The sequence below is a fragment of the Mesorhizobium sp. INR15 genome (assembly GCF_015500075.1).
Lineage (GTDB): Bacteria > Pseudomonadota > Alphaproteobacteria > Rhizobiales > Rhizobiaceae > Mesorhizobium.
The window spans coordinates 3,202,838-3,227,556 of record NZ_CP045496.1; the positions used below are offsets into that span (position 1 = coordinate 3,202,838).

The 24,719-nt window shown below is 61.7% G+C and carries 26 protein-coding genes; 7 read left to right on the forward strand and 19 right to left on the reverse strand.

Annotation, left to right across the window (positions count from 1 at the left end; genetic code table 11):
• Window positions 1-7: 7 nt before the first annotated feature.
• The 4 genes from GA829_RS15585 to GA829_RS15600 form a co-directional block, all read right to left on the reverse strand.
• Window positions 8-421, reverse strand: coding sequence for a hypothetical protein (locus GA829_RS15585; RefSeq protein ID WP_195179337.1), 414 nt, complete (start codon window positions 419-421; stop codon window positions 8-10).
• Between the two features lie 139 nt (window positions 422-560).
• The gene (locus tag GA829_RS15590; RefSeq protein WP_258052306.1) at window positions 561-662 is read right to left on the reverse strand and encodes a lasso RiPP family leader peptide-containing protein; all 102 of its coding nucleotides are present in this window, start codon (window positions 660-662) and stop codon (window positions 561-563) included.
• A gap of 98 nt (window positions 663-760) precedes the next feature.
• Entirely contained in the window at window positions 761-853 is a 93-nt protein-coding gene (locus tag GA829_RS15595) for a keywimysin-related RiPP (protein WP_308462337.1), read from the reverse strand.
• Between the two features lie 48 nt (window positions 854-901).
• Complete coding sequence (locus GA829_RS15600) at window positions 902-991, reverse strand: lasso RiPP family leader peptide-containing protein (protein ID WP_308462338.1); 90 nt, start codon at window positions 989-991, stop codon at window positions 902-904.
• Window positions 992-1,509: 518 nt separating this feature from the next.
• Here GA829_RS15600 and GA829_RS15605 point away from each other — a divergent pair.
• Window positions 1,510-3,036, forward strand: coding sequence for a WD40 repeat domain-containing protein (locus GA829_RS15605; RefSeq protein ID WP_195179338.1), 1,527 nt, complete (start codon window positions 1,510-1,512; stop codon window positions 3,034-3,036).
• Window positions 3,037-3,367: 331 nt separating this feature from the next.
• Window positions 3,368-4,561, forward strand: a complete 1,194-nt coding sequence (locus GA829_RS15610) for an amidohydrolase family protein (protein WP_258052307.1) — start codon at window positions 3,368-3,370, stop codon at window positions 4,559-4,561.
• Here GA829_RS15610 and GA829_RS15615 read toward each other — a convergent pair.
• Complete coding sequence (locus GA829_RS15615) at window positions 4,545-5,225, reverse strand: outer membrane protein (protein WP_195179339.1); 681 nt, start codon at window positions 5,223-5,225, stop codon at window positions 4,545-4,547. The genes GA829_RS15610 and GA829_RS15615 overlap by 17 nt on opposite strands.
• A gap of 180 nt (window positions 5,226-5,405) precedes the next feature.
• Window positions 5,406-5,858 (reverse strand): cupin domain-containing protein, encoded by a 453-nt coding sequence (locus GA829_RS15620; RefSeq protein WP_195179340.1) that lies wholly within the window; start codon window positions 5,856-5,858, stop codon window positions 5,406-5,408.
• A 219-nt stretch (window positions 5,859-6,077) separates the two neighbouring features.
• Between GA829_RS15620 and GA829_RS15625 the strand changes: the two genes are divergently transcribed.
• Window positions 6,078-7,157: an AraC family transcriptional regulator gene (locus GA829_RS15625; RefSeq protein ID WP_195179341.1), complete on the forward strand. Its 1,080-nt coding sequence runs from the start codon at window positions 6,078-6,080 to the stop codon at window positions 7,155-7,157.
• Window positions 7,158-7,470: 313 nt separating this feature from the next.
• Here GA829_RS15625 and GA829_RS15630 read toward each other — a convergent pair whose 3' ends face one another.
• The 5 genes from GA829_RS15630 to GA829_RS15650 form a co-directional block, all read right to left on the reverse strand.
• On the reverse strand, window positions 7,471-7,734 hold the full coding sequence (locus GA829_RS15630) for a hypothetical protein (protein ID WP_195179342.1): 264 nt from the start codon (window positions 7,732-7,734) through the stop codon (window positions 7,471-7,473).
• 78 nt (window positions 7,735-7,812) lie between these two features.
• Window positions 7,813-8,019 carry a hypothetical protein gene (locus tag GA829_RS15635; RefSeq protein ID WP_195179343.1) on the reverse strand — a complete coding sequence of 69 codons (207 nt, stop codon included), beginning with the start codon at window positions 8,017-8,019 and terminating at the stop codon, window positions 7,813-7,815.
• Window positions 8,020-8,588: 569 nt separating this feature from the next.
• Window positions 8,589-9,635 (reverse strand): 3-oxoacyl-ACP synthase III family protein, encoded by a 1,047-nt coding sequence (locus GA829_RS15640; protein ID WP_195179344.1) that lies wholly within the window; start codon window positions 9,633-9,635, stop codon window positions 8,589-8,591.
• Between the two features lie 51 nt (window positions 9,636-9,686).
• Window positions 9,687-12,458, reverse strand: coding sequence for an aminotransferase class III-fold pyridoxal phosphate-dependent enzyme (locus GA829_RS15645; protein ID WP_195179345.1), 2,772 nt, complete (start codon window positions 12,456-12,458; stop codon window positions 9,687-9,689).
• On the reverse strand, window positions 12,451-13,467 hold the full coding sequence (locus tag GA829_RS15650; RefSeq protein WP_195179346.1) for a Rieske 2Fe-2S domain-containing protein: 1,017 nt from the start codon (window positions 13,465-13,467) through the stop codon (window positions 12,451-12,453). Before GA829_RS15650 ends, GA829_RS15645 begins: the two co-directional genes overlap by 8 nt.
• Window positions 13,468-14,282: 815 nt before the next feature.
• Between GA829_RS15650 and GA829_RS15655 the strand changes: the two genes are divergently transcribed.
• Window positions 14,283-14,585 (forward strand): DUF1236 domain-containing protein, encoded by a 303-nt coding sequence (locus tag GA829_RS15655; protein ID WP_195179347.1) that lies wholly within the window; start codon window positions 14,283-14,285, stop codon window positions 14,583-14,585.
• 595 nt (window positions 14,586-15,180) lie between these two features.
• Here GA829_RS15655 and GA829_RS15660 read toward each other — a convergent pair.
• From GA829_RS15660 to yghU, 4 genes are all read right to left on the reverse strand, one after another.
• Window positions 15,181-15,717 carry a hypothetical protein gene (locus GA829_RS15660; protein ID WP_195179348.1) on the reverse strand — a complete coding sequence of 179 codons (537 nt, stop codon included), beginning with the start codon at window positions 15,715-15,717 and terminating at the stop codon, window positions 15,181-15,183.
• Window positions 15,705-16,445, reverse strand: a complete 741-nt coding sequence (locus tag GA829_RS15665; RefSeq protein ID WP_195179349.1) for a sulfotransferase family protein — start codon at window positions 16,443-16,445, stop codon at window positions 15,705-15,707. Before GA829_RS15665 ends, GA829_RS15660 begins: the two co-directional genes overlap by 13 nt.
• 185 nt (window positions 16,446-16,630) lie before the next feature.
• Complete coding sequence (locus GA829_RS15670) at window positions 16,631-16,906, reverse strand: hypothetical protein (protein ID WP_195179350.1); 276 nt, start codon at window positions 16,904-16,906, stop codon at window positions 16,631-16,633.
• 289 nt (window positions 16,907-17,195) lie between these two features.
• Complete coding sequence (gene yghU, locus GA829_RS15675; protein ID WP_195179351.1) at window positions 17,196-18,068, reverse strand: glutathione-dependent disulfide-bond oxidoreductase; 873 nt, start codon at window positions 18,066-18,068, stop codon at window positions 17,196-17,198.
• Window positions 18,069-18,282: 214 nt separating this feature from the next.
• Here yghU and GA829_RS15680 point away from each other — a divergent pair, with 214 nt between their 5' ends.
• Both GA829_RS15680 and GA829_RS15685 read left to right on the forward strand, forming a co-directional pair.
• Window positions 18,283-19,188 carry a S1C family serine protease gene (locus tag GA829_RS15680; protein ID WP_195179352.1) on the forward strand — a complete coding sequence of 302 codons (906 nt, stop codon included), beginning with the start codon at window positions 18,283-18,285 and terminating at the stop codon, window positions 19,186-19,188.
• 17 nt (window positions 19,189-19,205) lie between these two features.
• Window positions 19,206-20,150, forward strand: coding sequence for a LysR family transcriptional regulator (locus GA829_RS15685; protein WP_195179353.1), 945 nt, complete (start codon window positions 19,206-19,208; stop codon window positions 20,148-20,150).
• On the opposite strand, the gene GA829_RS15690 is transcribed toward GA829_RS15685, so the two are convergent.
• The 4 genes from GA829_RS15690 to GA829_RS15705 form a co-directional block, all read right to left on the reverse strand.
• Window positions 20,101-20,829 (reverse strand): SDR family oxidoreductase, encoded by a 729-nt coding sequence (locus GA829_RS15690; protein ID WP_195179354.1) that lies wholly within the window; start codon window positions 20,827-20,829, stop codon window positions 20,101-20,103. The genes GA829_RS15685 and GA829_RS15690 overlap by 50 nt on opposite strands.
• Before the next feature lie 202 nt (window positions 20,830-21,031).
• Window positions 21,032-21,985 carry a hypothetical protein gene (locus GA829_RS15695; RefSeq protein WP_195179355.1) on the reverse strand — a complete coding sequence of 318 codons (954 nt, stop codon included), beginning with the start codon at window positions 21,983-21,985 and terminating at the stop codon, window positions 21,032-21,034.
• Window positions 21,957-22,475: a DUF6932 family protein gene (locus tag GA829_RS15700; protein WP_195179356.1), complete on the reverse strand. Its 519-nt coding sequence runs from the start codon at window positions 22,473-22,475 to the stop codon at window positions 21,957-21,959. Before GA829_RS15700 ends, GA829_RS15695 begins: the two co-directional genes overlap by 29 nt.
• 481 nt (window positions 22,476-22,956) lie before the next feature.
• A complete protein-coding gene (locus GA829_RS15705; protein ID WP_195179671.1) occupies window positions 22,957-23,850 on the reverse strand; it encodes a LysR family transcriptional regulator in 894 nt (297 codons plus the stop codon).
• 101 nt (window positions 23,851-23,951) lie between these two features.
• Between GA829_RS15705 and GA829_RS15710 the strand changes: the two genes are divergently transcribed.
• Complete coding sequence (locus GA829_RS15710) at window positions 23,952-24,692, forward strand: SDR family oxidoreductase (RefSeq protein WP_195179357.1); 741 nt, start codon at window positions 23,952-23,954, stop codon at window positions 24,690-24,692.
• The last annotated feature ends 27 nt before the right edge of the window (window positions 24,693-24,719 follow it).

Consider the following 24,719-nt stretch of genomic DNA (forward strand, 5'->3'; position numbering starts at 1 on the left):
CGCCCTTTCAGGCTTTTCGGCGAAGGCGGCCCAAGCTGTCGAGAACTCGAATTCTTCGGCTTGGGACACCAACATATCCGGTCGTGGAGCGGCGGCCGCGCGCATCTTCGATCGTGACGGTCAAGTGGTTGCCGTTCGAGTAGCGCGCCGTGATTTCGCGGAAATCGGAAATTGACGCGCCGTGTTTCTCGAAAAAGCCGGGAAGGGCATTTCGACAACTGGCTACGGCCTTCGAGAGGAATTCCGATGGAATGCCTTCTGTAACCGTGCCGCCGAGAAAATCGACGGTCATGAATCCTTCGAGGCTTCCGCGTGCTTCTTCGAATATGTCCGGGCCAAAGAAACCGGATATGCCGCCATATCCGCTGGCCAGCGAGTCAGCGACATTGTGGGCTACAGCCCGAAGTTCATCGTGCTTCATGATTGCATGCGGCTGGGTCGCGCCTGTCGCCTCAGGCCGTTTTTCGAGCGGCGCTACATGGGAAACAACAACCCTGCGTTCGCTTTTAGGCGAAACATAAATGGCGAATGCAGAACGATCTGGTTCTGATGCGCTGAAATCAGCCAGGGGTCTTCGAAGCGGTGGCGGTGATCGCCTTGAGGCTGCCCTTCTTGACCAGGACCGGGCTTTCGTAGGTCTTCTTCATGATCAGACTCTCCAATATCCGCCCAGGATAGTGCCTGATGGGATCAGGTTGTCAAGAAACCCCGGTCGTCGCGTGTCGCCGAACCTGCGCCTCAGCACGGTTCCACTAGCCGATCAGGCCTGGGCGTTCGACGCGTTCGCCGTGATCGTCTTGAGATTGCCCTTCTTGACAAGGGTCGGGCGTTCGTAGGTTTTCTTCATGCTCATGCTTTCCAGGATTTCACGGGCATTCCGCTTATGACCGGCGCGCGGAGATCAAAAGACCGGCGCCGAAGAACCGGCGGTGATCGTCTTGAGATTGCCCTTCTTCACAAGGACGGGCCGCTCGTAAGCTCTCTTCATCATAAGGCGCTCCAATTTTCGCAGGACTGCGCCCGGCGGCGCGCCAACGTGTTCGCTCAGATCAGGTTATGACCGGAGAACCGACCGCGGTGATCGCCTTGAGGTTGCCCCTCTTGATCAGGACGGGCCGCTCGTAGATTTTCTTCATGTCCAGGCTCTTCTATATTTCAGACGGTCGAGGTCAGGTCGCGGTCGATGGGGTGGCCGTAATCGTCTTCAGGTTACCCTTCTTGACCAGGACAGGGCGTTCGTAGGTCTTCTTCACGGTGAGATTCTCCTTATGTGCCACCTGGGATTGTGGCACATCACGGCCCGCTGTCAACCAAGCCGGCTACGCAGCCCGCTATGCCTTGGCGGGCTTGAACCCGTGCTGGGCCGACGGACGCAGCTGCAGGTGGCGCCATTTTGCGCTCGATGATTCGCGCTGATAGTCTGCCGGGCCGCATGACGGGCATCGCCGCGACATCGCCACCATTCCAGGCGAGAACCGATGGCCGGCAAGGCTGGACAATGGGGGCCCGATGAACAGATTGGCTGACCGGCTGCTCGCGCTCTTGCTGGCTGTGGTGGCCGTTGCGTGCGTGGCTCACATCTACCTTCTGCCGGGCGCCATGGATTTCGCCCTGAACAACCTGCCGCAGCGGCTGCGGGAGGCGAGCGTGCTGCAACTGGCGGCGTTCTCGGTGCTGGCGTTCGCTTGCCTGGTTGGCGCGGCGCTGTTCTGGGCCGGCAGTCTGCCGGGCCGGGTCAGTCTGCCGGCAGGTGCGCCGCTGTTTGGCCGTGCAGCAGAGGCGCAGGAGACCGGCAGGCCGCGCCTGCGGCAGGCGTTTCTCATCCTGCCGGCAATTGCCGTTATGGTGCTGCTGGCCACCAGCTTCGGCCCGTGGCGCGCACCCGGGCAGGACGTCGCCAGCGCACCGCCGGCGGAACCGTCGCCGAAGCCTGTCGCGCCCCAGCCCCCCGAGCAGGCCGCAAAGCCACTGCAGCCGGCACCTGTCACGCCGCCGGAACCCGTTCCGACGTCGCCCGTCGCCCCGACGCCACCTCAACCCGCCGTGCCAACACCGCCGGAAGTGGCTGATGTTCCGCCTGTTGCGCCGCCCACCGTGGCGCCTTTGCCAAAAACCCCGGTGCAGCCGACGCAGCCTGACGGCCATCGTGACGCCGTCGTCTGGCTGTCGGTGGCGCCGGATGGGCACTCGATCCTCAGCGCCAGCACCGACCACATGATCAAGCTCTGGGACATTGGCGGCAAGCGGCTGATCCGCAATCTTGGCACCCACAAGGACATGGCGCGCTCGGCGCTCTATCTGCCTGATGGCCAGCGCGCGCTGACGGCGGGCGACGATGGCGAGATCGTGCTGCGCCAGCTGTCCGACGGCGCCGTGCTGCATGTCTTCCAGGCCGGCGGCAATGGCGGCGCCAACAAGCTGGCCATCACGCCCGACGGCAAGCGCGCCGTCAGCGTGCATGAGGCCGGCACCGTCATCGTCTGGGACCTGGAGAAGGGCACCGTGCTGCATGTCATGCAGGGGCATGACTGGTCGGCGGTCGCCGTCGCCGTGTCGCCCGATGGCACCCGCGCCATTTCAGGCAGTATCGATGGCACGCTGAAATACTGGGACATCGTCGCCGGCAAGCAGCTGCGCAGCTGGCGCGGGCACGAACAGGGTGCCTATGGAGCCGTGTTCACGCCGGACGGCCACCACGTGATCACCGGCAGCGGCGACGACACGATCAAGGAGTGGGATCTCGACACGTTCAAGGCGGTGCGCGAATTCGATGGCCATTCCGGCACGGTCTATGTGCTGGCGCTGTCGGGCGACGGCAAGCGGCTGTTGTCCGGTTCGCTCGACGGCACGGCGCGGCTGTGGGACATGGGTTCGGGCAACGAACTTGCCGAATATGACAGCCAGTCCGGCCCGGTCTACGCGGTGGCCTTCGCCGCCGACGGCACGGTGCTGACCAGCGGCTACGACCGCACCATCCGCGACTGGCCGGCCACCGGCGGCGAAGCGGTGGTGCTGTTTGCCGGTGCGCCGCAGTGAGCGTTTTCCCTTCTCCCCTTGTGGGAGAAGGTGGATCGGCGCTTTGGCGCCGAGCCAGATGAGGGGTGCTGGAAGGAATGAGGCGTTGGTGTTTCCTGGAACACCCCTCATCCGGCCTCGCTTCGCGATGCCACCTTCTCCCACAGGGGGGAGAAGGAAGGCGCCTTACCTTCGGCGCTGATTCATCTTCCCGCTTTATCCTCTTGTTTATGCATTACCTTTTTCCTGAATAGTTGTCCGGTTGAAAACAGTTTCCACCATTTGCCGTGTTGACGCTGGCGTTGCACGCATGGTCTAGCCGGACAAACACGACCCAAATGATGGTGACGCCTTGACCGCCTCCTCGAACATTCTCTTCACCAACGCAAAGCTAGCGGATGGTGCGCTGGCCGACCTCGGCGTGACCGGCGGACGCTTCAGCGCCATCGTGCCGGCCGGCGGCGGCGTGGCGACCGATGCCAGGGTTGTCGACCTTGGCGGCCAACTCGTCGTGCCCGCCTTCGTCGAAGGCCATATCCATCTCGACACCAGTTTTTATGGCGACGCCTGGCGGCCGCACATTCCTTGCATCAATGGCTTTGACGTGCGCGAGCGCGTCGCGTTCCAGGCGCAAAACCTTGCCGCCGCCGCCCCCATGGAAGAACGCGCGAGGAACCAGCTCGAGCTCTGCATCGGCAATGGCAGCCTCGCCATGCGCAGCCATGTCATGGTCGATGGTTCGGTCGGCCTCAAGCACCTTGAGGTGATCCTGGCGGTGCGCGAGCAGTACCGCGAGCAGATCGACATCCAGCTCGTCGCCTTTCCGCAAAGCGGCATCCTGTCCTCGCCAGGCACGCCGGAATTTCTGGACGAGGCGCTGAAGCTTGGCTGCGACCTGATCGGCGGGCTCGATCCCGCGAGTTTCGACCGCGATGTCAAAGGCCATCTCGATGTGGTGTTCGGACTGGCGCAAAAGCATGGCGTCGGCGTCGATATCCATCTGCATGATGGCGGCAGCCTCGGCCTGTTCCAGATCGAGGAGATCGCCGCGCGCACCAGGGCGCTCGGCATGCACGGACACGTTGCCGTCAGCCACGCCTATGCGCTGGGCGATATCGATAACGCGGCATTGATGAAGGCAGGCGAGATGCTGGCCGCCTCGGGCGTGGCGATCATGACCAACGCGCCGGGCAATCACGCATTCCCGCCGGTCACGGCCTTGCGCCAGTCCGGTGTCACCGTGTTCAGCGGCTCCGACAACATCCGCGATTCCTGGTGGCCCTATGGCGACGGCGACATGCTGTCTCGCGCCAACCTCATCGGCTACCGCTCGGGTTTCTACGAGGACTGGGAATTGACTTCGGCCTTCGACGTGGTGAGCCATGCCGGCGCCAAGGCACTTGGCCTGGAGGGCTACGGCATAGCTGTCGGCGCCAGGGCCGACTTCGTGACGATAAAGGCCGAGCACGTGCCCGAGGCCGTAGTGGCGGTGCCGAAAGGACGCACGGTGTATCGGGCGGGCAAGCAGATCAGAACTTGTAGCTGAGCCCGACCCGTACATCGTTCGTCTTGAGATCGACACTCGCCCCGGTCGATGCAGCCGCTCCCGTAAGATCCTTGCTGCCGAAGTCGGTGTAGCGATATTCGGCCCGGGCGATCCACTTGTCAGTGAAGGCCTGCTCAATGCCAGCCCCGACGGTCCAGCCAATGTGCGTGTCGTCGTGGAGCGGTATTTCAGCGGTGGCGCCGCCGTTCCCGATGATCCCCGTCACCTCGTATCTTGCTGCTGCAAGACCGGCGGTGATGTAGGGCAGGGTGCGATCGAAAGCATAGCCCGCCCGTAGCCGCGCGGAACCCGACCACGTGAGTTTGTTCCTGATCAACACGTTGGTGATGGTCGTCAGCCCCTCCACATTGCTGTTCGTAAGGTCAGCCTCGGCGCCAAGCACGAAGCGGTTCGTCAGCTCATGATTGACGCCAATATGGACGCCGCCGACAAAGCCGTCCGGATTGATATCGAAGCCGTCGGTGCCGCCGATGAAAAGGCTGGATTTTCCGGCTGCGTAGCCGAAATCCATGCCTGCATAGAGGCCGGACCAGGCAAAGCCCGCTTCGACTGGTACCGCCTCGTCATGGGCGATTGTGTCGGCCGCGAAGGCCGAACCCGTTATCAGGATCATCGCGGAGGCGATAATGAGCGTATTTGTCATTGCAAGGTAACTCCGTGAAAGTCGCAACGGTGCTCGATGCGGGATTGGCAGGCGGGGCAAGAATGCCGACCGCCGCCACCCGCAACGCCGTACGTTAGAAATGTGATTGGATTTGCCAGACACCGGTCTGGCGACGGACGCGGCTGGGTTCGGATTACCCGCCTGGACGCCAGCGATGCGTTATTTCTTGCTCGGATCTTCCGCCGGGTTCACATAGGTGATCGCGAAAGGCCCTTCGCCATGAACCTGGACAATCGTGTCGCTTGTCGTCCACGCGAAATGGTTCATTCCGGTGGGGGCAACGCCGAAGCCGCCGGCGGTGAGTTCGATGCCTTGCGTCTCGTCGAGCTTGTCGCCCATTCCGATGTGGAAGTTGCCGGAGATCACAGTCACATATTCCGAGGTAGGATGATTGTGGGCGGGAATCTTGTAACCCGCGGGCATCTTCAGCCGCAGCACATAGATGCCTTCCTTTGAAGGATCCCCGGCTATGACTGCCATGTCCGCACCGGCGGGCAAGACCGCTGGAACAGGTCCCCATTTGATGCCGTCAGCGTTGACCGGCATGTCGTGAGCCAGCAGGGGCGCTGTTCCAACAAGCAGAAGTGCGAGTGCGGAGGCGAGCTTGAGCATGATATCTTTCCATTTGGTTGGCAGAACGGTCGCGTTTCTTGCTAAGCTCGACAGTTCATAACCCAGGTCGCTGAGGGCGCCTTCGGGACTATTTGGCCGAGCTGCTGCGTTGGCAGGTGTAGTCCCCAAGCTTCAGGATCAACAATGATTGCAACATCGGATTTACATGCAGGGACACCGGATCGCGCGCCTTCTGCCGGGCCGGATCTGCTGTCGGAAATGCTGAAGTCCCTACGCTTGACGGGCTCCGTCTTCCTGAGCGGCTGCTTCAGCGCTCCGTTCGGAATTGTGTCGCCGAAATATTACGAGCCGGGCACGCCGATGGCGCATCTGCGCCACATCAGCATTTTCCATCTGATCGTAACCGGCAGCTGCACCTTCGAGGCTGCCAATGGCGAGCGGCGGGACGTCGCGGCCGGCGACCTGCTGTTTCTGCCGTTCGCTGATCATCACAAGTTCTGGAAAGGTGAGCCTGCCGTGATGGTCGAGGCCGGACAGATCGTTCAGCCGGGCCGGATCGAAGGGATGTGGTCCGTCAACCATGGTGGAGGCGGTGATGAACTTCGCATGGTTTGCGGCTTCCTCGAATCTTCGGAATTTCTGTTTGCCCCGGTCTTTCGTTCGCTTCCGACGCTGATCGTCGAACAGACATCGCAAGACAAGGTTGGCGAGCTGATCGCCTCGACAGTGCGCGAAATCAATCTGGGCGCCGAGGCGGCGATACCAGGGTCCCAGGCGGTGCTGGGCCGGCTTATGGAGCTTTTGTTCCTGGAGGTCCTGCGGCGCCATGTGGCGCGGCTGCCGACGGGCTCGAAGGGCTGGTTCGCGGCGCTTAACGATCCGATCGTGCTGAGGACATTGCAGCTTCTCCACGTTGATCCAGCGCACGCCTGGACCGTCGATCAGATTGCCGACAAGGTCGGCTCATCGCGAACGATCGTGGCGGAGCGATTCAAGATGCTGCTCGGCCGTCCGCCGATCGAATATCTTACGAGTTGGCGAATCCAGCTGGCGGGAGAGCGCCTGTGCCTCGGCTACGAAAGCCTTGCCAGCATCGCGGACGGCGTGGGGTACCGATCCGAGGCGGCATTCAATCGCGCCTTCAAACGAGTGACCGGGGTCACACCAGGAAAATGGCGGGAACGGGCCGGCTCCCCAGCACCGGGTGCGGCAGCCCCCAGTTTCGATCCGGACCGGATCGTCGATGCAGCGACGCATCTGGAGCGTGAAGAGCCGCTGCCCGCTCCGAGCCCGGATCACAGCCAGTTGGCGCGGGGAGGCAAGGCGGTGGCGCGCTGATCCACTTCACTGGCTAGGCACGCAGGAGCGCGGAAAGACAAACATGACCCGGTGGCCTTGTCCAGGGACAGGCTCACCGGGCCGGACTGGCTTCTAGCGGACGCCGGTCACTACACGGCGTCCATGGCTGCCAGAGGATAACCGCCGCCTGGAGACAGAAGCTGTTGGGGCCAGTCGGTCAGAAGCCGACAGCTCCGATCGCCATCAACACCAGCATGACGGCCACCGCGCCCCAGACAGATGCTGTCATAAGACTGCCTGCGTTCAGGCGGAGCCTGCGATGCTGTCTGGGCAGTGGCTGCTTCAATATTGGTCAGAAGCGGCCGACGTCGCAGACGCGCACTTTTTCAATGACCCAGTGATGGTGGCGCCAATGTTTTCTGACCTTGATAAAGCAATAGCGGTCGTGATGCTTGCGCCAATGATGGTCTCGCCAGCGATGATCACGTCCATAGTGCCGGCCCATGTCCATGTTGTTGTCTGTCGTGATGACTACACTTGCGGCCTGCGCAGGGGCTACGATGGCCGGTGACACGGCGGAGATGGCGACAAGGGCCGAGAGAAATATGCCTTTCATTCGGCAGTTCTTTAATATTAGACATATCTTATATAAAGAACGAGCGGATGGAATGTTCCGCCGCGCGCGCCATTTTTTTCAGTTCGCCGTTCTGGGCTCGGCATTCTGAATCGATCGGGCGGGCGTGGAAGACAGAGTGTGCTGATCCGGTGTCGGCTCGCTCAGAGAGAGCGAGCTTCCGAGCACGAGGAACACGATGCCTATCGCCATCAGCCCGACCATCAGCACGGCAATCGCCGAGCCTGGGCCATGGCCTGTTTTGAGGATAGGGGATCGATGGATCATCGCTCTGTCTTCTCGTTGCAGGTCCGGCGGTGTCACGCCAGGGACCGAACGGCAACGGTGAAAAAGGCAAGTTGTTCCTTTCGCCGGGCCTCGGTCCGGTCACATAAGCCCTTTGCGTCTTATTGTGGGACTAAGGTCCCAGGTGTTTGAAGCAAAGGTCTGAGAGGACATGATCGGTTCTTGCAATGTCCACTGGACGTTCGGTTATTTTAGCCAATCGAGATATATTGATTTCGTAACACCGGTACGCAATGCGGAGATGAAGAGCAGCGAAAATGGCGGCCAGAAGGTCTTGAGCGCGGCCGACAAGCTCGCACTTTGTACCGCGAAGGGCGGCCAGCGGGCAGGTCTGACGCGCAGCGATGCAGGCGAGCCCGACCTGTTGTTTCCTCCTGGGCCCAGGGCCTTTCGGCGTCGGCCGGCATGGCCGTTCTGAGGTCACCGCGAGGCCCTGGGCGCGCGACCAGTGCCGCGGATGGCAGGCCTTCAAGGCCGAGCATGTGCCCCGGCGCTGGACGGCGAGATGGCGAGGCAAGGGCCGTTCGGACTTGCCGGATCGGCCCGGGATTTCACCCTCGGCGTTCGCCCGCGCCATTGTGGTAGGTGAACCGCGTCCAACCGGTCGACAGGCCGGCGGATGCCATTGCGATCATCACTTTGGCACCATCCTTGAGCCGACCCTCCTTCTCGGCATGCGCCATGGCCAGCGGCACCGAAGCCGAGACAGTGTTGCCGAAGCGGGCGTGGGCAAAGTAATAGATGTGGTCGTTCTCAGCATTGCAGCCCTTGGCAATGCGGGTGCTGGCGGCATCGCTGGCCGCGTGACCAAACACGATCTCCGGGGTGAAGGCCTTGATGCGCGCTTCGGTGTTGTAGTGGTCGATCAGCTTGCTGATGCCGAATTCGAAAAGCTCCTTGGCATGGGAATAGAAGGTCAGCGGCTTGGCGTGGGCGTCGGCCGGCGCGCCGTTGAACTGGGCCAGGTTGGGCAGCGGAATCATGCACAGGTTGCGCAAGTCGCCATGGGTGCGGAAAGACGCATAGAAGTCGTCCCCTTCATCGGAATCGGCGGACAGAATTGTCGCGGTGGCGGCCTCGCCGATGGTGAAGGTCGAGAAATTGTGCTGCAGGTCGCTGACGCTTTTGAATTCGAAATCCGCGTATTCGCGGAAGTTGAATTCACCGTTCAGGATCATCACGTTGCGATAGTCGCCATTCCTGATGTGGGCATGCGCGACATGCAGCGCCCGCAGCCAGCTGGCGCAGGCATCCAGCACGTCGAAACAGGTGGCGTTGACCATGTGCAGCGCGTCCTGAAAGACGACCGATGTCGCGGGCTCTAGAAAGCCGCGTCCGACGCCCACCCAGATCAACAGGTCGATATCGCCTGGCGACATGCCGGAGCGGCGCAGCGCCGCGTTTGCCACCCCGACGACGAAATCATGCGCCGTCTCTTCTGGCGCCCGCAAGTAGCGAACCTTGGTTCCCGCGGCATCGAACAGGACGCGGAAACTCCGGTCGAGCTGGCGGAGCTGGCGTTCGTTCATATGCGCCGCGCTTCTGCCGAGCACCTCGGCGATCAGTTCGTCATTGCCGACCCGATGGCTCGGGAGCAAGCATTCAATCGCTGCAAAGCGCATCTCTGACCCGCTCCTGTGGCTGGAAGCCTAAGTTACGAAAAGTCCGTCATTCATCATGTCGCGCAGGCTGCCGGCGAACGCCTCGACCGTCCGATCGATGTCGTCGTCGCTATGCGCGGCGCAAAGCAGCATCGTGTGCAGTTCCGACATGTAGACGCCGTGCTGGCGCATGTAATAGGCGAGCGCGAGATTGGCGCGGTAGTTGCCGCCGGTCTGCTGCTCGCGCACCAGGCGCGGCTTGCGGTGGTCGAAGCTCATGGTGATGATCGATCGCGCGGCGCCCACCTGATAGGCGACGCCGGCCTCGGCGGCCACGGCGGCGAGTTCCTTGCCCAGCCTGCGGCTCTTGCCATCCACATCGGCGTAGATATGCCGGTTGTCGCGGAGGTGACGCACGGCCGCCAGGCCGGCGGCACAGGTTATGGAGTTGCCGCTCATCGTTCCGCCAACGAATACTTTTTGCTCGAAATCCCTGAACGGGTCGTGCGAACTCTTGGCCAGATCGACAAGCGCGCGCCGGCCGCCGACCGCTCCGCATGGCAGGCCGCCGCCAATGATCTTGCCGAGGCAGGTCAGGTCGGGCTCGACACCGGCCAGCGCCTGGGCGCCGCCGAATGCCACCCGGAAGCCGCTGACCACTTCGTCGAAGATCAGCGGAATGCCGTGGCGGTCGCACAAGCCGCGCAACGCCCGCAGAAAGGCCACATCGATGTCCCCGCCCGCCGCCGGGTAGGGCTCGCAGATGACGCAGGCCAGGTCGTCCGCTTCGCGGCTCAGCCGGTCGAGCTCTTCCATGTAGCCATATTGCAGGACCAAGGTGCGTTCCGCAGTGGCGCGGTCGGTACCCGGCATGCCGGTCGCCGCTCGCGGGCGGTTTGCCGGGCCGGAGAACACGAACCAGCTGCTGACGATGCCCTGGTCTGAAAACCCGTGATAGTGGCCCTCGAATTTCGCCACCTTGGCGCGGCCGCGCGCCGCCTTGCACAGGCGCAGCGCCTGCAACACGGCCTCGGTGCCCGAATTGGCGAATATGACACGCTCGATCGACGGCAGCGCGCCGGCCAGTTCCTCGGCCAGTTCGACCTCCGCGCAATTGCCGATGGCGTTGAGCGAGCCGGCTTCGGCGGCCCGCGCGATCGCCTCCGCCACCACAGGGTGCGCGTGGCCGAGATATTGTGCGCCGAAGCCGCATTGCAGATCGATGTATTCGTGACCGTCAATGTCCTCCAGCCGGCTGCCATGCGCCCGCCGGATGAACAGCGGATGGATGTTGGGAACCATGTAGCGGTCGAGATGTGTCGGCGCGACCAGTGATCGGTCGGCTCGTTCCCGCCAGCGCAGCGATCCCGCCATCGTGTCGCCGAACCATGCCTCGAAACGGCCCTGGACGGCATCGCTCATGTAGGGGCTGGCGCGGTCGGTGAAGCGGCGGGCATTGGCCCAAATATCGATCCGTGGATCGATCAGCGTGACAAAGCCTTCGCCTGAAAGGAAAGCCAGCACGATCTTGGTGAAGACCGTTGTGAACCGAAGCCCGTGCTTGCGCAGCACGTCGTTGGCGTCGGCGACGAAGCCGACGGTGGACCATTTCCGCGTGCGCTCCTCAAAATGCGTTCTGAGGGTCAGCAGCAGTCTGGAGCGATAGGCGGCATTGCCAAGGGCTGCCTCGCCATTGACGACAAAATGCCTGGTGAAGCGGTCCACGGCGTTTTGCCATTCCTTGCGGATCGCCGCGTAGTAGAACGACGACAGCCCCCATTTCTGCTCCTCGGTGAGCTCGCCGACCAGGCCGAAGTCGAGCAGGATGATTTCGCCCTTGGACGAGAACATGACATTGCCGGGATGTGGGTCGGCATGGAAGAAGCCATGCAGGTAGACCATCGTGTAGAAGGCATCCTGCAAACGCCATGCGAGCACGGCCGGAGGCACCTGGACCTCATGGGATTGCAGCCCGCGAATGCCATCCATCCATTCCATCACCAGCATGTCGCGCGTGCACAGCGCCCTGATCGGCGCCGGAACCCGGACATGCGGATGGCCGGAAAAATTGGCCCGGATGCGGTCCTGATGCGCGGCCTCGATGCGCATGTCGGTCTGCTCGATCAGGATTACCTCGAGTTCTTGAATGTGAGCGATGAGATTGAGCTGGCGGGCGCGCCGCGAGACGAGCTGCGCCATGCGCGCCAGCAGCCGCAAGGCGGACAGCGTGTCGCGCAGTTGGCCGCGCACACCGGGCCGGACGATCTTGACGGCCACGATCTCGCCCGACGGCAGTGACGCCTTGTGCACTTGCGCGATCGATGCGCTGGCGACTGGCGTGTTTTGCCAGGTGGCGAACAGCTGCCCAATGCCGCCATCCACCGTAGTGGCCAGAAGCCGGTTCAGCCTCTCGGGGGCGGTCGCGGGGACATTGTCCTGGAGTTCGCGCACCTGCTTCAGCATTTGAGGCGGCAAAAGGTCGACCTGCGCGCCCAGCAGCTGGCCGACCTTGATGGCCAGCGGACCCATCCCGACCAGGAAGCGGCACAGCCACAGCCCGCGCAGCTCCTGGACCGGCGTGACCCGCGTCACGCGCTGCGCCGCGTAGCCAACAGCGCATGCACCGGCGCCGACCAGCAAGCGGATCGTCCAGATCGGACCTGTCAGCCAATCCCAGCCGGTACCTTCACGCGCTTCATGGCTGGCGCGCTGCGCCGGGGACAGGTGGCTTTCCGGCGGCGCGGCCTCGGCCCTCGCGCGCGGCAACGGTTGCCCGGTTTCGCCGAGCGCATCCATGCCGGCTGCGTCGCGCTCAAGCATCTTGCCGGCTTAGCTGGTATGCATAGAGGCGGTGGAAGGCGAGGGTCGGCTCGTCGCCGGCGACGCTGACGGGTGCGGGCAGCAATTCAGGGTCATTGGAGAGCATCTTCGTCACCTCCGCCTCGTCCTCCTGGCACAGGCGCCGATCGAACCACCGCTGCAGCAGGTCGCCCAGCCAATGCGTGGCGCGCGTCCTCACCGACAGGCCGAAGAACCAGGTGTGCAAGGCATCCGCCGGCGTGCAATGCGCCAGCAGCACATCCCAGGCGCCTGTGCGCCAATCGACCTGGTAGTAGAACGAACCGCCGAGATCGAAACGGTAGTGCTCGCCGGCGATATCGCCAATGCCGACCAGACCCGTCACCACACGCCCGGGGAGGCCGCCAATGGCATAGGCGGCCTCTATCCGCTGCCACGGGCTTTGCGGATCATCCTGGCCGGCAAAGCCGCGGAGATCGTCGTCGACAACCAGTTTCTGCCGGGGATAGAGGCGGGTGCCGCCGAGGCTCGATTTATGCACGAACGGCACGTGGGTGGTGTCGATCAGGTTTTCGACGGCGTTGACGAAGGAGCATGTCCACAATTGCGGCTTGCTGAAATGCCGGCGGCGGTCCGGAGCTTCGCCCCAGACGTCGTGGCACGGCGGTTCAGGCAAGCCTTGGCGCTTTGCACCCACCCAGATCCAGATTGCGCCCTGCGATTCCGCCGTGAGGTATGAGGGTGTGCAGGCGCGGGGGAGTTTGACATCGTCGGGCTGCGACGGCACCGCGACGCATTGGCCGTCCAGATCGAAGACCCAGCCATGCATCGGGCACTCGACCCTGTCGCCGATGACCCGGCCGCGAGACAGATCGGCGCCACGGTGCGGGCACACGGCGTTGAATGCGTGCGGCTTGCCCTGGCTGTCGCGAAACAGCGCGATGTGCCGGTTGAGAAGTTTTCGGCCGAGCAGGGCGCCCCCGCGTGGCAATTCGTGCGACCATGCGGCGCAATACCAAGCATTTTCCAATATTGCCGATGGTCCAACTCGATCTCGCACGATTGGCTATCCATCTGATAAGGCTAAGTCTTGCTGCGATTTCCCGAAATTTTAATGAAAACTTGTGCCATCACCGCGTGGCGGTGATCAACGACACTATAGAGGAAATTCTTCTGCCGGCAACGCAAGTTGATCGGCTTGAATCATTTCCATTGGGGTAGTTGAGGATGGCACCGGGCACGGGTCGGGGGCTGCGCCGGAACGTTGATCTGCACCAGTTTGCCAAGAGCGCCGGAGCGTCACCGCGGTGTCCTATTGATCCTGGAACGATGCGCTGAAGGTGTCTCGCTTCCAGCCACGGCGCCGTCGGCCAGATGCAACTGTTCGTGCATCACGTGACAGCGTCATCAGACGGCATTTGGAAAACCGATTGGAACAAGATTCCTCTCATTACGTTAGCTGTGCCTAAAGGGAGAAGACCGATGAACAACATCATCTGGCTTGTTGGAGCCGTCGTCATCGTGCTTGCGATACTCAGCTTCTTTGGCCTCAGATAAATAGCCAGGCCAAGGCGGTCGGTCTGGGCGGCGTTCAGCAGCGCTTCCGCGAGATGGGCGGTTTTGACTCTGTAGTTTTAGAGTAGCCCAGCCGGTCGGTGTCATCGGTGTAATCAACTTAATCGAATTTCGGTAAACTATTGTTATCGAAATTGTATTATACACTATAAAATATATTGTGATTGAACGTCACGTATGTAAATTCCGTCAGAATTTTATTTGGAACTTCTATTCATTGTTCGAATTGTTCTCCCGGGTGGATTTGAAGCAATCACAATGGAGAGTGTTATGAAAGCTTACCTTTCGAGTGCGGCAGTTGCCTTGGTTCTGTTGGGCGGCATCGGCGCTGCGGTTGCTGAAGACGTCATCGTGGTTCAGCCAGAACAGGAAACCGTGGTGCGTGAGTATGTCAAGAAGCAGCCTTTGGCATCCGTCAACCTTCTTGGTGTTGAACTCAAGCTTGGTTCGCCAGTGCCAGATACGGTCGAGTTGCGTGAAGTGCCCAACGTTAAATACCGCGTGGCGGTTATCAACGACCAGACTGTCTTGGTCGACCCCGAGACCCATCAGATCGTCGCAGTCCTGCATTGAGGCTTGATCTGACGAAATGGCCCAGCGGCCTGTCTGCTGGGCCATTTCAGTTTTTTGACCGCGCGCAACTTTGCCGGGGTCGGCCTCGTAGAGTCTAACGCCGCCTTCGTCCCTCATGCGGGCGGCAGGTTCGCCGGGGATGTGGCGTTGGGGCTTTCCTCGGCGAGCCTATGGGCGCAATGGCCAGGCAAAATGGCGAGCGATGGCCCGGGCAAATGGACAAACATATCGCCGCGTGTACACTATCGCGGATAGGCGCGAGGGGAAGATGAAGAAGAGATACACCAAGCCCGTCCTGGCCAAGAGGGGACTGCTGTCGACCCAGACAGCTCAAGTGACAAACTCGCTGGATTCGCAAGTGCCTGAGAGCATCTGAGTGCAGGTGCCGGATCGGCGCGGGATGGTCTATTCCGTTGGGGGAAGAAAGGGCGGCCAGGCTGACGTTATAGTGGCGAGGAAGACGTGACGGGGCGCTTACCAGTCGTCCTGTTTCGATGCTCAAGATTGGCCCCACACGGTCGTTGTCAGCCGGGAGCTATCCCGCGAGGATTACTCCGACATTGCAGGGGTTTGCAGCGGAAGATCCGCTGGGGGCTTAATCCGCCTGCCAGAACGAGAGCTGATAGTCCTCGATGTCGTTTGTTTCGGGGATGAAAAGCTCGACCACAAAACGCCTGTCGGGGAACTGCCATTGAAGTTTGGCCTGATAGATCTGCCTGAGGACTGTTCCGAGGAAGATGAGCTTGTCGGCGGCAATACCGTCGTGGAAGCCGTGAATGTCGGCGAGGTGCAAGTGGTTCATCACAGCCTCGACGGATTGCCGCGTGGCGCCCGGGCCACGTTCGAAGCCTCGCAGGCTCTCCTTGCTGAAGCCTTCCAGCAGGATATAGCGCTCGAAGGCTACGAACCCTGGCCAGAAAACGGTGCTGTAACCCACGGCAAGCGAAAACCCTCCCATGCAGGAAATCCAGCCTTCAAGACTGATCCCCGCCCCATGGTTCCAGGTAGCGAGTTCTGCCTTCATGCTTTCTGGAACGTCCATCAGGTCCGTCTTTTCCTGGAGTTGGCGATGTGTGGATGCTTCGATGGCAAGCCCGACCAAGCGTGGTTGTTTGCCCGCTACCCCAGCCACCACCACAACCCGCCAAGCACCACCGCGATCGCGGCGATAGCCAGCCCGAGCATGATGTAGGAGCCCTTGATGATGTCGGCGATGATCTTCTTGATCGTCTCGCGGTCGTTGAGATTGGGGAAGGGCTCGTTGGGTTGCGCCACGCCGAGGAAGTCGCACAGCGGCGCCCAGCCTTCGCTGACCTTGAACACCAGCAGCTTTTCCGGCGGCACGGCGGCCTTCACTTCGTCGATATAGGAGAGATAGCGCGCCACGGCCTTGTCGCGGTCGCCCATCACGCCGGCGAGCGTGCGGCCCCAGACCAGCTTGCGCGACATGTCGCCCATTTTCCGGCCGAACGGCGTCAACCATTCCAGGATCTTGAACTGCCAGACATTCTCGGTGAAGTAGATCGTGTCGATGGTGCTTTCATACCAGGCCTCGGCGCCGCGCGGGTGCAGGGTGAGCAGCACCTTGGCGTCGGGATAGGCGGCCATCAGTTCGCGCCATACGCAGCAGCCGGGATTGTCGACCGTCGCGGTGTAGTTGGCGAACACCTGGTTCCAGTCCTGCTGGGTGCCGGGCGGGCTGTTGGCAACCTTGCGCCAGAAGTCGAGATGGCCTTTGTTGGCCTTGTTCATGATCACTTCCTGCATGTGGTAGCTTGGCAGGCCGAGCTTGTTCAGCGCGGCAAAGGTCGACCACGTGCCGGTTCGGCCGAAACCGGCCCCGATGAGTTTGAGCGTCATTTGTCCCCCAGGGATCGATTGCCTATCCATGCCGATCCGCGGGGATAATGTTGCGCCGGACCGCGTTTTCGCGCAACGAATTTTCGCGCGGCCCAGGCTTGCGCAAGCTGTTTGGCCTGCAAAAGCAAATGGCGGGCCGAGTGGCCCGCCATTCAATTGATCAGCAGATCATGCGATCGGGAAGATTATGCCTTGCCGCCGAGTGCGTGCAGCTTCTCGCAGAATGCGGCATGCGGCTTGCTCATCGCCGCATCGTTGCATTCCTTCATCATGGCGGCCTGGTTCTTCTTGGACTCCTTTGCCCAGACCTTCTTCATGTCGGCATCGGACTTCATGGTTGTCATGGCCTTGTCGGTGAAGAAGGGGGCCATCATCTTGGGTTCGTCGAGAATGCCAGCCAATGCAGAACCGGCGATTACTGACGCAGCCAACACTCCCAGACAGACGGTTTTGATGTTCATGGATCTCTTCCCTGTTTTTGCCCCCGGGATGAGGGCTGCCCCACCAATACCACCGGAAAAAAGTGATTTAGAGGGCAGCATATTAGTTGTTGTTCACGTTTCGGTGAGTGCGGAGTGAACAGGCCGGAGGGACGTTTCGCGATTGGCGCGGTTGTCCTGGCAGCCGGCGGGGAAGTCGCCGTTTGTCAATGAGGGCCTGTCGAGAACTGGAGCCCGCCATCGCGCCACGCGCAGCGGCCCGCCACCTGAGGGGTAACGGGCCGCATGTTCCCGAGCTCTGTGGTCGCGGCTATTCCGCAGCGTCGGCCAGCTTGTCCTGCGTGCTGGTGTCGAAATCGCTGGCGTCGTGGCGCTCATGCAGTTGCATGGAAGGGTCGCCAAAGGCGCGGTTGACCATGCGGCCACGCTTCACGGCCGGACGCTCGTCGATGGCCGCGGCCCAGCGCTGCACGTGCTTGTAGTCCTGCACCTGCAGGAACTCGCCGGAGTCATTGTACATGCGGCCGAGCGCCAGTCCGCCATACCAGGGCCACACCGCCATATCGGCGATCGTGTAGTCGCTGCCGCCGAGATATTCGGTCTCGGCCAGCCGGCGGTCCAGCACGTCCATCTGGCGCTTGGTTTCCATGGAAAAGCGGTCGATGGCATATTCGATCTTGGTTGGCGCATAAGCATAGAAATGGCCGAAGCCGCCGCCGAGATACGGCGCCGAGCCCATCTGCCAGAACAGCCACGACAAGGCTTCCGCCCGCGCCGCCCGTTCGGTGGGCAGGAATTCGCCGAACTTTTCCGCCAGATAAGTCAGGATCGAACCTGACTCGAAGACGCGCACCGGCTTGGGTTCGCCGCGGTCAAGCAGGGCAGGGATCTTGGAATTGGGATTGACGCCAACGAAGCCGCTGCCGAACTGGTCGCCATCATTGATCCTGATCAGCCAGGCGTCGTACTCGGCGCCCTTGTGGCCGCGCGCCAGAAGCTCCTCCAGCATGATCGTCACCTTGACGCCATTCGGCGTCGCCAGCGAATAAAGCTGCAGCGGATGCTTGCCGACCGGCAGCTCCTTGTCATGCGTCGGGCCGGCGATCGGACGGTTGATGCTGGCAAAGGTGCCACCACTGGGCTTGTTCCAGGTCCAGACTTTTGGCGGGGTATATTCGGTCATTGGGAGGCCTTGTGTTGGCGAGGTTGGAGAGGCGGATTGTGCGTGGGTTCAGATAGGGTGGGGTGCGCGGAAGGAAAGTTCAAGCTGTGTTGAACTATTGTCAATATCGGCGCGGATTTCCCTTCTCCCGAAAGGGGAGAAGACTGGCCCCCCTCTTGCGCCTTCGCCGACGCGGCATACCTATAGAAGACAAGCGATCGCCAGGAATGACAGCATGACCATCAATCCCAATCCGCGCTCCGTCGTTGCCGTGCGCGCCACGGTTCCGGAAGATGCATTTACCGCCGGTGCGCTCGGCACGCGCCGCGAAGGCAGCGGCGTCGTCATCCGCGACAACGGGCTGGTGCTGACCATCGGCTATCTCATCACCGAGGCGGAGGAAGTGTGGCTGACCAGCCATGACGGCCGTGTCATTCCCGCCCACGCGCTGGCCTATGACCAGGAGACCGGCTTCGGCCTGGTGCAGGCGCTGGCGCCGCTCGGCCTGCCGGCGGTGCAGCTTGGCGACGCCGCCATGGCCAAGATCGGCGATGCCGTGGTGCTGACCGATGGCATCGGCCAGTCGGTCGAGGCCAAGATCGTCACCAAGCAGGAATTCGCCGGCTATTGGGAATATCTGCTGGAAGAGGCGATCTTCATCGCGCCGGCGCATCCATCCTGGGGCGGCGCGGCGTTATTCGGACCGGACGGCAAGCTGCTTGGCATCGGTTCGCTGCGCCTGCAAATGAGCCGCAATGGCGAGGTCGCCGACATCAACATGGTGGTGCCGATCAACCTCCTGAAGCCGATCCTCGACGATCTCGTCACGCGCGGCAAGGCTGCCAAGCCGCCACGCCCGTGGCTCGGCGCCTTCTCCGCTGAAAGCGATGGCCAGGTGGTGGTGATGAGCGTCACCGAAGGCGGCCCGGCGGCCAAGGCCGGCCTGCGCCAGGGCGACGTCATTTCCGACATCAGGGATGGCGCCGTCGATGGCCTCGCCGACTTCTACCGCAAGGTCTGGGAAAGCGGCCCGGCGGGCGCCGAAATTCCGATGCGGGTGGTGCGCGACGGCCGCGAAACCTGGCTGCGCGTCAAATCCGCCGATCGCGGCAGTTTCCTGCGCAAGCCGCAGCTGCAGTAAGCAGCTTCGGCCGGGCGATGCATCCAAGACTGCTCAAGACATTCCTGGCGGTGGCGCGCTGCCGCAACATCACCCGCGCCGCCGAGGCGGTCCATCTCGCGCAATCGAGCGTCAGCGACCAGATCCAGGCGCTTGAGGCCGAACTCGGCACGGCGCTGTTCACCCGTTCAAGGTCGGGCCTCGATCTGACTCCGGCGGGGCAGGCCCTGCGCCCCTACGCCGAGGACATCCTGGCGCTGGCCGACGAGGCGCGCGCCACCGTTCAGGCAACCGTCGGGCAGGCCGCCGGATCGCTGAGCATCGGCGCGCTGGAGACCATCGCCTCGGCCCGGCTAGCGCCATGGCTGGCGCGTTTCCAAGCGGACCATTCCGGCATTTCCACCCGGCTGAAAGTCGCCGGCAGCGGTGCGCTGCTGCGCCTGCTGGAAGACGGCGAGATCGATGCCGTTTTCTGCTTCGACAGTGGCGGCTTTATCACCGGCGCCGATGAACGCCTGGCAAGACGCACGCTGGCGGCTGAACCGCTGGTGCTGGTCGCGGCTGCCGGGCAGGGGCAGGCACCGGATGGGCTCGCGGATCTGGCCGCGATGCGCTTCGTGGCCACCGAGCCCGGCTGCGTCTACCGGCATTTGTTCGACAGCGCATTCACCGAAGCCGGCCTTGCCGCGCCGAAGCTGGCCGCCGAGGTTGGCAGCATCGGCGCCATCGCTGGCCTGGTGGCGGCTGGCGCCGGCTTTGCGCTTGTCCCGCGCCTTGCCGTGAGCGAGGCGCTCGAGCGGGGCGAGATCATCGAAATGCCATGGCCCGGGCAGGCCCGCACGGCCGCGCTCACTGTCATCTGGCGGCGCAGGCGCGTGCAGCCGCCAGCCCTGAAACTGCTGCTGGCGGCGGCGGCTGACGGGTTCGCGCCGGTCAAACCAGCCGATGCCCGCCTTCGACATGCAGTGTCGTCCCTGTCGTAAAGCCGTTGCGCATCAGGAAGCCGATCGCGTCGGCGATATCCTCGGGTTGCCCGACGCGGCCCACTGGCAGCCGCTCGGCCATCTTGCCCAGCGTTTCCGCCTTCTTGTCGCCGGCGACGTAAGCCCAGATCGACGTATCGACCCAGCCTGGCGAAACCACATTGACGCGGATCGGCGCCAGTTCGACAGCCAGCGCCCGCACCAGCCCTTCCAGCGCCGCGTTGACCGCGGCGACGACCGACCCGCGCGCCGCCGGGCGGTAGGCGGCGATGCCCGAGGTGAAGGTGATGGAGCCGACGGCGGCAAGCCGGGGCGCGCCATGCTTGGCCAGCAGCAGCGGCCCGTAGAACTTGCTTTCCACGACCCGTTGCGCAGCCTTCAAGTCTAGCGCCGGCAACAGCTGATAAGCGCCTTCGATGTCGGCAGCGGTGCTGACGATATGATCGAGCCGGCCGATGCGCTCGAAGAGTGCGGCGACCTCGGTTTCCTCAGTGATGTCGGCAGCGATCGTCTCCAGCGCGGCTGGGTTGCCCAGCTCTTCGCTGGCACGCCGCAGCCTGTCTTCGCTGCGCCCGGCAATGACGACACTGGCGCCAGCCGCGAGACAGTGCCTTGCCAGCGCCAGCCCCATTCCGGAGCCGCCGCCGACGATGAGGATTCTTGTGTTCGAGATGTCCATATCCGCTCTGCCTTTCGATGGAGGATCGATGGCTGTCCTTCGCAGCCCGGCGCGGCGCGCGGAAACGGAAGATACCGATGGTGCTATCGGAAACGCCGATGGAGCCGGATGGTCATTCCGCACGGAAGATCAATCCGATTGATTTAAGAAAAACGCTTAGAAGTTTGAAATTACTGAAAGTAATGAAGAGCTTGAGCGAGCCCTAGATCGTTTGTGTGGGCCCAATGTCGGATGATCGTAGAAAGTCTAGCACATACCGTGCCTCAATCTTTTCGGTTGCAAACTTATATGATTTGTATTCAGTAATTTTCGCCTTGTATATTCTCGGGACCACGATGTTGCCATCGCTTCCAAATTCGTTTGATAGACGGCCTCTGTAGTCGGCTCCGTTCGATACTACAAAATGAAAAACTCTGGTTACTGTATCGATTCCCACCAAGGTGCCGTGAACATCTAGATGGCGCTCTCTGACATCAGAAGCGGCATCGATAATTTTAGCTATGTCTTGAAGGCGCTCTTGTTCGACAACCTGACCCTTTAGCTTGCCATCGGACCTCTGCCACTTAACGTCAGTCGCAAAGCCGCTCTCTGCATTCGTAGAGGACCAGTCATAAACTCTCTTTACGACCGCATTCCCCATAGATTGAGCGATATCTCGAACGTCATCTGTGCTGGAAACATCTAGCACTTGGTACAACGCATCAATCGGGGCATCGAGCTTCCCCATCGAGAGGATGTCTCGCTCGCCTTTGGCCAAAAGTACGACGCCTAGAGAGCCGCTGAAGCTGTAGCCGAAATCCAGCTGGCTCTCTTCAATAGCCTCTAGTCCTAGCCTAGCTCGTTCCTTCTTACCCGATTTGAATACGTCGTAAATCTGGCTGAAAAGACCTTGATATGTGAGTAGCGATTTAGCTACAGCCGCTAGAGCATACCCATCGCTGAAGCGCGGGATTAGACGATAGCGACAGACTTCCACGCCATTCATCGCGGCCGTACGCATAAGGTCGTGACGGATTTTTTCAGCCATTCTTTTGGCTGACGTCAGGTTTATTTGGAGCGAGAAATTCCCTGGGTCACGTGCAAACTCTCCTTCAAGCCTGGCGACTGAAGAGAATGCTTGACGGGCTCTATCGGCAACGTATGAGTAATCCGACATCGGTCTCTCTCAACGGTAGAACCGCATATCCTTTGAGCCACTCTTCGCTATTTTCTTTCCCATAGAGCCTAGCGGTTTCACAGGCCATGTCGTGCTCTGTTCCGAAGTCCGGATGATCGCGCGGCAATGCGAAATACACGAAGCTCGATAACCCGTCAGCATAGTCCCCTGAAGTCGCCTTGTCAATGAAATCCACCATGTCCTTCGTAAGATATGGTGTAAATTCATGGCAAATTACTACAGTAACATCTAAATCATCCGGATCTTTTTTCTTTGTAAGAAAACTACCGTCGACCAAGAATTCACAGCATATTCCTGCCACCAAAAAATCTTGTACCATCTGTTCTAATTTTTGGTACAGGTCAGTGCGCTTTGGATTGTCTCCGAATGGGTCTACGGCTATTTCTTTTAAGCGACCGATAGTCAGAAAATGCCGCCCAGGCGGTAGCAGGGGTTCAAAATCCTGCTTTCGAAATAAGCCCATCCCCATCAGCGTCCCTCTCCCCAGCGTCGATTGTCGCAGGAAAAAGTTAACGCGCCAAGGTGGTATGCAAAGTATAGTATGCTGGCCGAAATACCTATATGCGTATCGGAACAGCATAGCGGAGGTGAAGACTTTGCCCGAAGTCAGTGAATGGTGGCTACATGTGACAGACTATGGTCCGGAGGTCGGGCAGCCAGATCCAGACGCCTATTCTGCAGGCAATGCTAGGCGGTTTGACACGCTTGGCGAAGCTATAGACGCAACTGCAGATGTCCCGCCTGGAAAGTACCCTTGGGTTTCCGACGGGGATATTTTTTATGATCCAAATCAGATCAAGCCGTTGCGGAAGCTACGCTACCGACCCGGAGACGAATGATTCCGATCGGGCCTGAAAAGGCAGTAAACGCCCTGCGGATATGATTTTCATGCTGCGCGCCTCAAGCGCATTACGACATGGGCTAGGGTGTTGCCTGAGTGCTGTACACCCCTACTTCTCGCCGCCGGCGAAGATCGCTGTCACCCAGTCGATGAACACCCGCACGCGCGGCGCCAGTTGCCGGTTTTGCGGGTAGAGCGCCGAGAGCGGCGTCGGTGCCGGCGGATAACCCTTAAGCACCTCGACCAGCGTGCCGCGCGCCAGATCCTGTTCGAAGCGGTAGCGCGGCGCCTGCGCCAGGCCGAAGCCGAGGCGGGCGAGTTCGGCCATGGTGTCGGAGCCGTTGACGATGACGCGGCTGGGCAGCGTCACGTGTTGCAGCTTGCCGGCGACGGTGAATTCCAACGGCAGGACATCGCCGGTGCGCGACGACTGGAAGCCGACCATCAGATGGCCGCCGAGGTCACCAGGGTTTTCCGGCATGCCGTGCCGGTCGAGATAGGCCGGGCTGGCGCAGGTGATTTCGCGCAGCGTCGCCACCCGGCGCACGATCATGCCGCTGTCGCTCTGCTCACCCGAACGCAGCACGCAGTCGACGCCCTCGCGCACGAGATCGACCAGCCGGTCGCCGTCGCCGATATGCAGGTCGATGCGGGGATAGCGGTCGAGGAATTCGGCCAGCCTCGGCAAGAGGAAATGCCGGGCCATGAAACCATGCACGTCGATGCGCAACAGGCCTTGCGGCTGCGATGCCTGGAAACCGGCCTCCGCATCTTCGACATCGGCCAGGATTGCCAGGCAGCGCTGGTAATAGGCGCGGCCATCGAGCGTCGGGGTGACGTGGCGTGTCGTGCGCTCCAGCAGCCGCACGCCGAGCCGCGCCTCCAGCGCCTTGATCGCCTCGGTCGCGGTCGAGCGCGACAGGCCGAGATCGGTGGCCGCCAATGTGAAGCTGCCGCGCTCGATGACGCGGGTGAGAAGACGCATGCGGTCGAACATGTCCATCGCCATTGTTCGCCATATCCGAATGGTCTTGGCAAGACTGAAGCGATTATCCCGCCGGATTTATCACCTATCTTCAGTCCACAAGGATTGGAGACATGGAAATGACCACACAGAATGGAAGAGCGGCAATCGTCACCGGCGCCTCGAAAGGCATCGGCGCGGAAATCGCCAGACGGCTGGCGCGCGATGGTTTCGCTGTCGCGGTCAACTATGCCAGCGGCGCGGATGCCGCGCGCGATGTTGTTGCTGATATCGAGGCGGCGGGCGGCCGCGCCATTGCCGTGCAGGCCGATGTCGGCGATCCCAGGGGCGTGGCTCGGCTGTTCGATGCCGCTGAGCAGGCCTTTGGCGGGCTCGACGTGCTGGTCAACAATGCCGGCATCATGAAACTCTCGCCGCTCGCCAAAACCGACGATGCGGCGTTCGACCAGCAGGTCGCGGTCAATCTCGGCGGCGTGTTTCGCGGCATGCGCGAGGGCGCCAACAGGCTGCGCGACGGCGGCCGCATCATCAGCTTCTCGTCCAGCGTGGTCGGGCAGTACCAGCCAACTTATGGCGTCTATGCGGCCACCAAGGCCGGTGTGGAGGCTATGACGCATGTGCTGGCCAAGGAACTCGGGCCGCGCGGAATCACCGTCAATGTCGTGGCGCCGGGGCCGGTGGCGACGGACCTGTTCCTTGGCGGCAAGTCCGATGAGCTGGTGGCGACCATCACCAGGCTCATTCCGCTCGGAAGGCTCGGCCAGCCCGATGACATTTCCGGCGTCGTCTCGTTTCTCGCCGGACCGGACGGCGGCTGGATCAACGGCCAGGTGCTGCGCGCCAATGGCGGCGTCATCTGATCTATCTAAACCTCTGATAATAAACAG